Origin of the sequence: Streptomyces daghestanicus (genome assembly GCF_020521275.1) — a bacterium.
Lineage (GTDB): Bacteria > Actinomycetota > Actinomycetes > Streptomycetales > Streptomycetaceae > Streptomyces > Streptomyces griseoviridis.
This window is the reverse complement of the sequence record NZ_BNDX01000002.1, coordinates 915,562-929,102: the sequence shown is the minus strand read 5'-3', so window position 1 is coordinate 929,102 and position 13,541 is coordinate 915,562. Positions and strand designations below refer to the sequence as shown.

Here is a 13,541-nt window from a genome sequence, read left to right as displayed (position 1 = left end):
GTCGCGGTGTTCGCGGCCGCCGCCGGTACGTCCTGGCCCTTGCCCTTCCCCTTGCCCTTGGGGTCCGTGGCGGCGGCCAGCTCCGCGGCCCGCCGCGCCAGCTCGCGCGACGTCACCAGGGCGGGGTGGTTGGACACCGTGCCGATGTCCAGCGGGCCGGGCGTGTACCTGGACCCGTTGCCGTCCCACAGGTAGTCGTTGCCCTGCCGCGTGGCGCTGATCGCGTACACGAGGACGTCCACCCGGCCGTCGTCGGCCAGCACGTACGCGAACGAGGCGCCGCCGCTGCCGCCCCGCAGGTGCACGTGGAGCGCCCGGTCGGTGCCCAGCTCCCGGCCGCGCTCCTGCGGCAGGCGACTGCCCGACGCGACCTCCCGCAGCCTCTCCAGCCGGTCCTCGCCCAACCGGTCCTCGCGGACGTGGCTGGCATAGACCAGCCGTCCGCTGTGCTCCCACGTCTCGGGGGACTGCGGCCGGAACGCCGCCAGCCGTTCCTCCACCGCCGCGGTGTCCTGGGCCAGCCGCGTCTCCCGCGCCGCACGCGCCCGCTCCCACACGCCCCGCGCCGCGTGCCGCACCCGGCCGTGGAAGTCACCTTCCAGCAGGACGCCCATCCGGTCCAGGTGAGCCTGGAGATCGCTGTCGAAGTCCTCCAGGCTGCCCTCGCCTGAGGCCAGGAACTCACCGAACGCGTAGGCGCGCCACGCCCCCGGGTCCCGTGCCACGTCCTCCACCACCGTGGGCGCGCCCAGCAACAGGGGCAGCAGTTCCGGGTGCTCGCCCAGCTTCCCGGCCAGTTCCGCCGCCGCCGGGTCCAGCAGCAGCTCGCCCACCTCGGGCACCGACGCCAGGGCCCGGGCCCACACCGACTCGGCCTCCGTGCCCTGGGGGGCGCGGGCCTTCCCGCCGCCCGTGCGCGCCGTCTCGCCGGACCTGCTCGTGCCCGTCGCGCGCGCGGCCTGCCCGTCGCCCGTGGACACGGCCCGTGCCGGAGCGAGCGCCGCCGGCAGCAGTTCTCCCGAGGGGTCCCCGGTCAGCTCGCGGAACCGCTCCGGGTCGCGGGCCAGCCGCTCCAGATCGCCGGCGAAGCCGGGTGTCCCGAGCGCGGCGGCACGCCACCCCGGCACGGTGAAGAACCGCAGGGCGGAGTCGGTGCGGGTGTCGAGGAAGCGCGTCAGCGAAGCATTGCCCAGCAGACGCCGCAGCTCCAGCGGGTCGATGTCCGCCAGCGACTCCGCGCCGGCCGTGAGGACCCCCAGGAGTTTCTCGCGGCCGGCCAGTCTGCGCACCACCTGCGGAGTCAGCGCGTCGGCCAGCGCCGCACCGGCCCGCGCCGCCCGCCACAGCGGACCGTCCGCACGCGCCTGGTCCACCAGCCCGTGGCTGCGCAGCAACGCCGCCGTCAGCCAGGGCGCCTTGTGCAGGTCCCGCCCGATCCGTGGTTCGTCCGCCATCGCCCCGGCCAGCCCGTGGACGGCCTCCAGCACGACCCGCAGGGAACGCTGCCCGCCCGCCAGCTCCGCCGCGATCTCCGGCTGCTCCCGCAGCAGCCGGTGGGCCTCCGGGCGGCGCGCGAGCAGCCGCGCGATCCCCCGGTCCGCCGCGAGGGCCGCCACCACGACCGGGGTGGGCAGTACCGTCTCCAGCAGTTCGGCGGAGCCCAGCACCACGTCCATCTGCTCCGGGTGCTCGGCCAGCACCTCCAGCAGCCCGTCCGCGGTCATGAACCGGAGGAAGTGGCCGGCGTCGGTGAACGCCCGCGGGTGGTTCACCAGGCCGGCGGCCAGCCCCGGAACCCACTCCAGCTGCTCCACCAGCGCCGGGTCCCCGATCAGCGCCCGCGTGACCGCCGGACTGCTGAGCGCGGCGCCGACGGCCAGCGGGCCCGGGTCCGTGGTGAGGTCGATGTCGGCGAGTTCCCTCACCAGTTCGCCGGCCTCGGGCTCCAGGAGCATGAACGCGGCCGGGTCGCCGTCCGCGAAGGCGCGTGCCGTGTGACTGGTCTTGTAGCCCAGGTCCTCCACACGCGGGTCCGTGCTCATCAGGGAGTAGTTCCGCGGCTGGAGGTGGAAGAGCCGGGCCAGTTCGCGGTTGCTCGCGACGTGCCGGGCGAAGTGCGGGTAGGCGTTCAGGATGACGCCGGCCCGGGGGTCTGCCATGACCATGCGGTAGAGGTAGTCGTCGACGCGCAGTGCCTCGGTGAGCGGCGCGTTGCCGTGGAGCGCGGGCAGGAGTTCCGAGGTGTGGTCCAGCAGGCGTGCCAGGAGCTGCCGCCTCGCACCGAGCGTCGGCACCAGTTCCTCGTTGGCGTAGAGGGCGGATCCCATGGCGGCGCTGCGCCGGGCGGCGTCGAGCAGGGCCGCGTCCTCGCGGACCGTCTCCTGGACGGCGATCCAGCGCCGACGGGTGGCCTCGTCCGCGTCGAGGAATGACGGGAGTTGCTCGAGGCGCCGCGCGGCCTCTTCCGGCGCGAGCCGCCAGAGGCCGGCCAGGGCTGTGTCCCGGTCGCCGAGTACGACGCCTTCGGGCGACAGCGTGGGTTCGCCGCTCTCCTTCTCGACGAGCTGGGTGAGTTCGGAGGTCCAGCCCTTGCCCTTCTTCTTCTGCTGCTTCTTCCTCAGTTCGGCCACCTGGGACCGGAATTCCGGGCGGGCCAGAGCCGCGACGAAGCCAGGGCGCGCGATCGCCTCGCGCAGGGCCTCGGGCACGAGCGCCAGCAGGCTCAGCAGCGTCGAGTTGTCCGCACTGCCCAGCGCCTGGAGCAGCGAAGCGTCGTGGAACAGCCGGCTCCAGTGGGCGGAGGACAGCCGTACGGTGGCCTTCCGGGAGGCCAGCCTCGCCACCACGGCCGGATGGGCGTGCAGGTGGGTCACCACGGCGCCGTGCAGGTGGGCCAGTATGTCCTGGTGCTCCCGCGCCAGCCGGATCGGGGCGGCGTTGTCGCCGAAGAGCACGTCGAGCAGTCGCCGCACATCGGCGGCGTCGGCGAACGTGCTTTCCACCTGCGGGTTCGTCGCGTGGACGAAGAGGCGCTCGTCCGTGGGCCGCACCGCCCAGGCCCTGCGCAGCCCGGTGAGACTCTTCAGCGGCGGGTTGTACCTGAACAGGTGGGCCAGCGCGGGATTCGAGAACGCCATCTCTCCGACGGCGGGGTCGGCCTCGGCCGCTCGCGCGAGCCTGCTGCGCAGGTCGTGCGCGGGGGCGTCGAGGAGGGGGGAGACGCTGGCCGACAGGAACCACTGCCGCAGCTGCTCGTGCCGGAGCGCGGCTCTCAGCAGGTGCGGGGCCAGCAGCGGGGACCCGTCCCGCACCCCCTCGCGCAGCCGGGCCATGTCGGGACTCAGCAGACGCCGGTACTCGTGGGGGTCCGCCAGAAGACCGGGGTGGCGGACCAGCGTCCGGGCAAGGGCATGGCCGTCCTCGTCCAGGGCGGCCCGCAGGGCGGGATCGGCCGTCAGGACGGTGTCCAGGGCCGGAATCGCCGCCCTGGCCCTGTCCACGGGGGAGGCGGACGGACCCGGGTCGGCCGGAGCGGGCAGGCGGGGGGAGCGCGTGCTGAGCAGCGCGTCCCGCAGGTCCGCGTCGGGCACCGTGTCGAAGCGGCCGGGAGTGTGGGACAGCGCCCCGGCCACCTCGGGGTTGTCCACCGCCGCCGTGAGCGCCCCGAGGTCACCCGCGAGCCGTTCGGCGAAGGCGGGGACGTCCGTCAGGACGTCGACCAGCCGCGGGCTGGTGGCGAGGGTGTCCACCACGGCCGGGGACGCCACCGCCGCGGCCAGCAGCCGCGGGGCCTTGACCAGCAGCTTCGCCTGATCGGCGTGGAGCTGTAGCTGCTCCCGCAGCCGCTTGTGCTCCTTCGACCTGAGCAGGTTCTCGTAGTCGACGGCGAGGCCCCGGCCCTCCGGACCGGAGACTTCCGACAGAGCCCCGATCAGCGACCACTCCTGTGCGAGTGTCCAGGCCTCCTCCGCGGCGTCGGAATCGTCCATTTTCGCCGTCCTGTTCACCAACGCCGCAGCGAGCGCGCGGTCCTGGACGAGGTGCTGTGCCGCCGGGCCGGGGCCCGCCGCGGCGGTGATCAGGGCCACCCGGTGGTCGAGGGCCGCGGGCAGCCCGGGGGTGGTGAGCAGCGAATGGACCGAGAGGTGGTCCGCTTCGATCGCGTCCACCAGTTCCATGCGGCCACTGCCGTGCGTCCGGAGCAGGTCCTGCATGTACTGCGGCTGCCGCCCGTACTGCGTGAGGACGTCTTCGGGCAGTTTCTGCATCTTCCGCAGCATGGTGCCCGACCGGGACAGCACCTCCAGGAGGTCCGGCTGGAGCTGGAGCAGCACGCCCAGCGTGGAGTTCTCGGCGATCGCCCGGAGCAGGTGCAGGCGGTCCGGGCGCACCAGGGAGTCGACCGTCGACGCGTGCTTCGGTTCCCTCCACGACGGGTTGAACGCCATCGTCAGCATCAGTTCCCTGACCGGCCACCCCTCGTACCAGTCGGTCCTTGTGATGACCTTCTGCACGGGTGCGACCAGGTTCTCCACCGGGTACTGGCCGTGGCCCAGCTCCGTGAACACCTTCCTGGCCAGTTCGCGGAGCTGCCCGGTGGACGGGCCCCCGGACGTCGAGGTGCCGGTGCGCGGGGCCCGGTCGGCCACGGTCTCCGCGGTCCGCCTCCGGGGCGGGGCGCCGCCGACGGGCCCGGCGTCCGCGGACCGCAGGGCCGGATTCCCTTCCACGAGCAGGTCGGCCGTCTCACGGGCGGCTTCCTCCCCCTGCCGGTGCAGACTCTCCGCGATCCTGGCCAGCGCGGCGTGGACGACCGCCCGCTGCCGCTGGGTACGTGTGTCCCAGCCGATCGACACCGGCGGCCGAAGCAGGCCGCTCGCCGCGGTCAGAAGGTCCTGGGCCGTGCCCCGGGGGACGTCCAGCAGTTCGGCCAGTCGTGCCGCTTCCTCCGACGTCCCGGACAGCTCGTCCGGGTCCAGCCCGAGGCCGGCCAGGCGCTGCCGCGCCGCGGCCACCCTGCTCCGCGCCTGGGACAGCGCCCGCGCCTGCGCCCTGGCGTCGCGCGACTGCTGCGCGGCGTCCAGTTCGGCCTGGGCCGTGTGATGGGCGGACAACGCGTCCGCGACCGCCGCCAGCCCGGGATCGCCCGGCGCGGCGGCCGTCTCCGAAGCGGTCCCCGGCCGCTCCTTCTCCTTGCCCTTGCCCTTGCCCTGGCTCCGGTCCTTCGCGCGGACCCTGCCCTTGTCCGCGGCTTCCGCGGCGGACAGCTCCCGTGCCCGCTCCACCAGCTTCCGGGACTCCACGACGGCCTCGTGGTTGTGCACCGCCCCGATCTCCAGCGGACCGTCGACGTAACGTGTTCCGGAGCCGTCCCACCGGTAGGCGTTGTTCTTGCGGTGCGTGCTGACCGCGTAGACCAGCACGTCCACCCTGCCGTCCGCGCCGAGCACGTACGTGAACGACGCGCCGCCCCTGCCGCCCCGCAGGTGCACGTGCAGCGCCTGGTGCGCCCGTGCCTCGTTCTCCCGCGGCCGCAGCTCCCCCGTCGCCACCCGCCGTACGACCTCGAGGTCGTCGGGGTCGTCCAGGCGCACGTCGGCGGTGAACAAGGGACGTCCGCTGTGCTCCCAGGTCCCGGGGTCGTCGGGCCGGAAGGCCCCCAGCCGTGCCGCGGCCTCCGCGTCCTCCCGTGCCCGCCGTGCGTCCCGCTCCTCGCGGGCACGCCGCCACACCTTCAGCGCCTCCTCGCGCACCCGGCCGTGGTAGTCGCCCTCGACGACCGCGCCCACCTGGTCCAGGTGCGCCTGGAGGTCGCTGTCGAAGTCCTCCAGCCGGCCGTCCGGCGAGGACGCCAGGAACTCACCGAACGCGTACTCGCGCCACGCCTGCGGTCGGGCGCTCACGTCCTCCAGCACCGATGCCGAACCCAGCAGGAGCACCATCAGCTCGGGATGGTCACCCAGTTCGCGGACCATCTCCGCGCTCGCCGGATCCAGCAGCAGCCCGGCCACCTCCGGCATCGACGCCAGCGTCCGGGCCCACACCGTCGCCGGGCCCGACCCGGACCCGGTCGCGGTCCTCCCCCTGCCCGCGGTCACCGCCCCGGCGCCCTTGCCCGCGCCCTGCGCGCGGCCGGTCGCGGGCGTCGCGTCCCGGCCGGCCGGCCCGGTGGCCGTCGACGTCCGGGCCGGCGCCAGTTCCCGGAGCAGGGCCCGCTCCGCGCCCTCCTCGAACAGCTCCGGCGAGCGCACCACCAGCCGCCGCAGTTCACCCACGAGCTCAGGCGTTCCCAGCGCACGCTCGCGCAGCCCGGACGCGGCGAGGAACCGCCCGGCGAACCACGGGTGCCCGTCGAGGAAATGGGTCAGGTCGGTGTTGGCCAGCAGACGCCCCAGTTCCGGCCGCCCGACCGCGGCCAGGGACCCCGGCCGCTCCGCCCACTCCCGCAGCAGTGCGTCGCGGCCCACCAGTCTGCGCACCAGTTGCGGCGTCAGGGCACCCGCCAGTACCTCCGCGGCCCGCGCCGCCCGCCACAGCGGAGCCTCCTCGCGTGCGTGCTCCACCAGCGCGTGGCTGCGCAGCAGGGCGTCCACCAGCCAGGGCGCCGTCCGCAGGTCCTCCGCCACCCGGCCCACGTCCGCCAGGAGCTGTGCCAGACCCGGCACACCCTGCAGCGCCCTGCGCAGCGCCCTGGAGTCACCCGCCAGATCGCGCGCCACCTCGGGCCGCTCCCGCAGCACCCGGTGCGTCTCCGGCCGGCGTGTCAACACCTCCGCCACCTGGGCGTCCGCCGCGAGCGCCGCCACCACGTCCGGGGTGCGCGACGCGGTCTCCAGCAGCTCCGCGTCGCCCAGCACCACACCCACCAGCTCGGGATGGCTGTTCAGCGCGCTCAGCAGGGGCCCGGCGCTGAGGAAACGTCCGACATGGTCCGCGTCCCGGAACACGCCGGCGTGGTCCGTGATCCCGGCGGCCAGCCCCGCGATCTCCCGCAGCAGCACCGCCTGCTGCGGGGCACGCACCAGCGCCTGGGTGACCGGCACGGCACTGATCGCCGCTCGCACGGCCTCCCGGCCGCCCGGCGACAGGACCAGCTTGTTCAGCACATCGGCCAGTCGGTCAGCGGCAGGTTCCGCCAGCAGGCGGACGACGGGACTGCGGTCCGCGAAGGCGCGCGCGAGGTCCTCACTGGCGCCCACCAGGTAGGCGAGGGGGAGGCGCGATCCCGCCAGCCGGTTCATGTCCGGGGCCAGGTGGAAAAGCCGGGCGTATTCCCGGTTCTGGATGATCAGGCGGGCCTGTACGCGGTCCTCGGCCAGCTTCTCGACGGCACCGGGGTTCTCCGTGAGGTAGCGGTGGAGGTGGTCGTTGGTGCGCAGTGCCCTCGTCAGGTCCGTACGGGACACGAGCAGCGGGAGCAGTCCTGAGGTGCGGTCCAGCAGGAGCGGCAGCAGGGGCCGGACCTCCAGTGTCGGGACCAGTTCCGGGTTGGTGAACAGGGCCGCGCCCAGGGCCGCGCTGCTCCTGGCGGCCGCGAGCAGTTCACTGTTCCCGCGGACCGTCGCGTCGACGGCCAGGAGCCGCGCGAGCCGCTGCTCGTCCTGCGGGTCCCCGTGGAGCGACCTGAGCGCGTCCTGGGCCGCGTGCTGCGGGAGGCTCCACAGACGGGCGTGGGCATGGTCCCGCGCGCCCAGTTCCACACCCTCGGGGGACAGTACGGCTTCACCGGCGTGGTCCTGGACGGCCCTGACCAGACCGCCGGCCCAGTTCCCCCGCTTCTTCTTCTTCGCCCCGGCCGCCGCCGTGACGGCCTCCCGGAACGCCGGCGTGTCGAGCGCCGCGACGAAGCCGGGCCGCGCGACCGCCTCACGGAGCGCTTCCGGGGCGGACGCCAGCAGACCCAGCACGGTCTCGTTGCGCGGGTCGCCCAGCGCGGTGAGCAACGACGCGTCGCCGAACAGCGCCTTCCAGTGCTGGAAAGGCATCTCCACGGCCGGCCGGGAGGCCAGCACCTTCACCACCTGCGGATGGGCCTGAAGGTTCACGACCATGTCGTCGGTGAGGACGTTGAGGACCTTGGCGTTCCTCCCCGAGACACGGATCAGCGCGGCGTCGTCCTGGAAGAGCACGTCCAGAAGCCGGCGCGTGTCGGAGAGAGTTCCCAGGGCTTGGTAGAAGCCCGGGATCATGACCTTGGTGAAGACGCGTTCGTCGTCGGGCCGCACCGACCAGCCGTGCACCAGGACGGTGAATATCGACAGCTCCCCGCCCATGATCAGCAACGGGGCGAGCGCCGGGCTCAAGAACAGCATCTGGCCCACGACGGGGTTCGCCTCGGCCTCGATGGCGATCCTCCGGCGCATGTCCGTGATGGGGGCCGTGACCGGCCCGTCTCCCCAGAGCAGCCACCGCCGGACCGATTCGTGGCGCAGCGCGGAACGCAGGATGTGCGGTGCCAGCAGGGGGGACCCCTCCCGCACGTACGGGATCAGGCTCCGTCCGGCGGAGGACAGCAGGCGCCGGTACTCGTGGGGCCGGTCGAGGAGCTGGGGACGACGTGCCAGCGTCTCGGCCAGCTCCGGGTTCTCCCGCAGGACGTCCGCCAGGCGGGGTTCCTCCGTCAGCAGCGCGTGCAGAACGGGGTTGGCCCCCCTGGCCCGCTCCACGGCCGGCGCCGACGCCTGCGGCGCGGCCGACGCGGGCGGCGGCGTCGGCCGCGTCGCCGCCCGCAGTGCCTGGAGCAGCTCGCTGTCCGGCACCCGGTCGAAATGGGCGGGCCGGTGCGACAGGACCTCGGCCAGGGCCGGGTTGCCCACCGCGGCGTCCAGCCACTGCGGGTCGCTCGCCAGTCGCCCCGTGAAGGCGGGCAGGTCCTCCAGGACGTCGACCAAGGCCCGTTCCCGGCCCAGGGTCTCCAGCACGCGCGGGTCGTTCGCCACCGCGGTGATCAGCTGCGGCACACGGACCACCAGCTTCGCCATGTTGGCCTGGAGCCGCAACGCGTTCCGCAGCGCCCGGTCGCCGATCACCCGTGCGTAGTCGATGTCGGCCCCGTCCACCGACGCGTTGAACAGGGCGTCGTTCAGCGACCACTCCTCGGCGTACGACCGTGCGCCGCTCACACTGCCCTGTGCCGCCAGGGCTTCGGCGATCCGGGGGAACTGCACGAGGGTCTGCGCCACCGGCCCGTGACCCGACACGGCCAGGATCAGCGGAACCCGCCAACCGAGCGCCGCGGGCAGTCCGGGCGCGTGCAGCAGCATCGCGTGGTCGTCGTGCCCGCCGGCGATCGCCTCGATCAGTTCCCGCCGTCCGTCGTCGGACTTCCTCAGCAGGTCCTCGACGTACTCCGGGTACCGGAGGTAGACGGCGAGGAGGTGTTCCGGCAACCGGCCGAGGGCGTCCAGCACGGTGTCCGACTCGGCCACCACCGCCAGGAGATCGGGGTGCCCGTGCAGCAGTGCTCCCAGGTTGGGCCGGAGAGCGACCGCCCTGATCACGTGCAGATGTTCGGGCCGTGTCAGAGCGTGCAGTGTGTCCCGGTACTCGTCCTGACCGAACTGCGGGTAGACATCCAGAATCCTGGCGACCTCCCCGACCGGCCACTCCTCGTGCCAGGTCCTCCTGGCCACCCTGGCCAGCGGTCCGATCCGCCGGTCCACCTGGGCGGAGTCGTGGCCGAGCGCGCGCAGCGCCTTCGCCGCGACCGGACGGAACCGGTTCATGAACTGGGCGTCGGACGCGAAGGCGCCGCCGCGGGAAGCACGGTCGGGGACGGACTCCTGGGCGTCGCGTCCCCGGGGAGGCACGCCGCCCGGCAGGCCGTGCCGCTGCTGGGTGCCGAACTCCGCGCGCAGCTCCTCCGACAGGCTCTCCGCGCGCCGCCGGTCGCCCCGGTCCAGCCGGTACGCCACCGCGTGGGCGATGGATTCGTACAGCTCCCCGTAGGCCGCCTCGTCGCGCGACCGCCCTGTCCGGTCGATCGGCGGGGGCTGGTGACGGCCCGTCATGATGTCCGCGGCCTCCGCCAGCAGCGCGTCACGCCTGGCGGGCTCCAGGCGATCCATCGCTTCGCGGGCCCGCCGGAACTCCTCCGACCGGGCGGCCGGCCCCGCCGGGTCCACCGCCGGGTACCGCGCCCCGTCCGCCGGCCGGGCGCTCTGGCTCCGGTCCGCCGCTCCCCACTCCTTCGCGGACTCCTCGCCGCGCTGGGGCACGTCCGGGGAGAGGGGCACGGGAACGCGGACGGCCCGGGCGGTGCCGGTGGTGCCGGGTCCGGGGACGAGGTGCAGGGCGCCGCCGGTGACGGTGAGCTGGTACGGGCCCGCCCCGGGTGAGGCGGGCAGGGCCCTCTCGGCGTCCGCCAGCACTCCCTCGGCGTTGTCCAGGACACCGATCCAGCCGCTGTCGCCGCGCAGCAGGTACCCGGTGCCGTCCTCCCGGCTCCCCTGGACGAAGTCGTGCCCGTACGGGATCCACGGGCCGTCGGGCAGCATGCGGCCGCCGGGCAGCTCGACGGCGCCCGAGGTGCTCACCCGGTACGTGAAACCGTCGCCCGTACTGCCGCCCGCCCCGGCGACCGGGTACGGCTGGAACACGGTGAGCCACCGCTCCGGCTCCTGCCGCCCCTTGCGCGCGTCCGCCGCGTCGAGAACCCGCGCGGCGGGAACGTACTGCGGCGCAGTGCCGGTCGTACGGGCCCCGGACACCGTGAGGGCGTACCCGGCCGGCCACCGTTCGGCCACCGGATCGGCCCCGGCGTCCCGGCTGCCGCCGAGCATCGGGGCCAGGGTGGAGCTCTGCGCCTGTCCGCCGGCCAGCAGGGCCGCGGCGGTCCGCGCGGCGCGCTGGATGTCGGCCTGCACCGGCGGGACGGCGAGGTCGCGCGGGTAGTACCGCTGGAAGGTGGTGAGGGCGGTGACCGCGGACACCGTGGGGCGGACGGCCTCGGGCAGATAGTGCCGGACGGCCATGACCGCACCGTTCTCCGCGGCGGTCGGAGGGCGGTGGAAGTGGAGGACCAGCTCCGCGTAGACGGTGATCTGCTCGGCGGTCGGACGGCTGCCTGTGCGGGTCTCCAGACCCACCGCGGAGTCGAGGACGTGGAGGGCGTACCGGGCCGCGGTGGTGACGCGCCGCAGAGCCTGCTGCGCGGCGGGCGTCACAGCGGGCGCGGCGAGCGCCTGCCGCGCGCGCCGGTCGAGGTCGTGGACCTCCTGGCGGACGGACGGAGACAGCGGTCCACCGAGGGCGTACGAGGCCGCCGACAGGGCGATCCGTCCCATGGCGGTGGGGGGCAGCAGGAGAACGGGGTTCACGCGTCCGGGGGCGGGCACCCGCAGGCGGGTCGCCTCGTCGAGCCCCCGCAGGGCGGTGACGACCGGGTGGTCGAGGACCCGCACGGCCGCGGGGACGGACAGCTGCATCTGCTGCGCGCGTTCCGCCTCGCCGTAGGCGTCCCGCGCGACCTGCTGGAGCAGGGTGAAGGCCGCGTCGACCTCGGCATCCGTGTGGCGGCCCTGGTCGGCCCCGAAGTTGCGCATCTCCAGCAGCATGAGCCCGTGCCGCAGCGGAGGGTCGCCGCCGAAGTCCAGGTCGAGGTAGTCCTTCATGCCGACCGCCTCGTCCTGGCTGACGCTCTGCTCCTCCGGGACCGGGGTGAACATCGTGGCGAGGTACTGCCGCAACGTGGCGGTGCCCCGGGGCAGCATCTCGTCGAGGATGCGCGCTGTGTCCACCGGCGGCCGGCCGGCGGCCGCCCTGCGCGTGGCGATGAAGTCGCGCACGTCCCCGGCGAAGAGGTTCACGGCCCACGCCTGGTTGGCCGCGAGGAACTGCCGGACGTTCGGGCTCAGCGCCTCACGGATGTCCAGGAACGGCGTTCGGGATGCCGCGACCAGCAGGTTCTTCGACAGGATGTCCGGGTGGAGCCGGCCCACGGTCGCGGGGGCCGCGCCGTGGTTGTAGGCGAGCCAGCCGTAGCCGTGCAGCTCCGCCAGACCGGGGACGGTCGACATCAGGAACGGCAGTTCCGGCGCCGAGACGGTGCGTCCCAGAAGCACCGAGGCGTAGCCTGCGGCGAGTTTGTCCGCGAAAGTCCTTCCGGCCTCCATGTGGGGGACGAGCATGCTGTAGGTGATGTGCTCCAGGGCCACGTCCTGCGCCGTCTTCAGCGCCGCGACCGGAACACCGATGGTGAACTGCGCGTAACCGCGGCCCTCCTCCCCGCGGACCATACGCCCGGCCGCCAGCCGCCGACCGCTCTCGGTGATCGTCCAGCCCTGCTGCGCGGGCAGGAGCGAGGCGAGGTACGTGCGCGCCTCGCCCGCGTTCAGCGCCCGTCGGGTTGCGCGCAGCAGCCGCAGCCCCTCCGTGACCGACAGCCGCCGCTCACCCGGCAGGACGGCCAGCGGCGGCAGGACGATCTCGGGGATGTAGATCTGGACCGACGATGCCTGCCCCGAGGCCGGCAGAGCCCTCCTCGCGTACAGACGCTGGTCCGGCCCCTCGAGTGCCGTGCTCGTCTCCAGGACCACCGTGACACCTGAGGGGTGGGTCGCCAGCACCTCACCGGGCAGCAGCTCGGGGCCGCGCGTGACCAGGAACTCCCGTGTGGTCGGCTCGACCTCCACCCCGATCGCCCCGAAGGAGCGGTCGGCGGCCGGATCGGGCAGGGTGTGCCCGGTCGAGGTCGAGGCGGCGAAGGACTCGTCCTCCCGTGCCTTCAGCGCACGCGCCACGACCCGGGCCGACGCGTCGACGACGACCGCCCGCGCCTGTGCCGGCGCGATCGCCGGGGGCGTGGCGGACAGCCTGGCCGCGCGGGCGGCCAGCAGCTCGATCCAGACCACGCCCCCGCCCGGCCCGTCGCCCAGGTGATGGGCGGCCCACGCGTGTCCCCGGCCCTGCGGGCGTCGGGCCAGCACGAACGCGGTGTCACCGGGGCGCATCGCCTCGGCGACCGCTTCGTAGGAGGGGATCGCCGCCCAGCCGTCACCGGGGGCCAGCCGGCTCTCCCAGGCGCGGACGTCCAGTACCGCGTCGTCGACCGTTCCCGCCGGCCGCACCCCCCGGGGGAACAGGACGTCACGCAGCCCGTTGAGCAGGACCAGGCACCACTGCGCCGAGGCGTCGCGCACCGCGCCCGGCGCGGAAGCCGCCTCGCCCGCGGCGTGCTCCGCGGCCGAGACCGCCTCCTCGGCCAGCTCCGCCAGCCGGGCCCGGTCCAGCATCCTGCGTCCGGGCGGCGTCAGCCGGTCCGCCCGAGCGTCCGCGGCGACGGGCCGGGGGGCTGCGGCCGCCCCCTCCCCCGGCTCACCGGCGCGGGTCCGCGGCCCGGGGTTGTCGGGGTGCACCATCGTGTAGTCGACCGCCGGGGCGGTGTCCGCCGGCGGGTTCTTGGCCATCCAGTCGTCCCGGCCCCCCGCACGCCACACCACGACGGGTCCGGCCGGGCCCGGCTCCCAGGTACCGGTCCGGTCCAGCTGCCGGTCGTAGACGGCGACGATCGCCTCCGGACGCAGCTCCCTGGTGAACGCCAC

General features: G+C 74.4%; 1 protein-coding gene (running past both ends of the window). It reads right to left on the bottom strand.

This entire window lies inside a single protein-coding gene on the bottom strand: locus Sdagh_RS04290, encoding a scabin-related ADP-ribosyltransferase (RefSeq protein WP_190077980.1). The 58,833-nt coding sequence extends 32,860 nt beyond the window's left edge and 12,432 nt beyond its right edge, so the window shows coding positions 12,433-25,973, spanning codon 4,145 (complete) through codon 8,658 (partial); the first complete codon in reading order (the gene reads right to left) occupies positions 13,539-13,541. Both the start codon and the stop codon lie outside the window.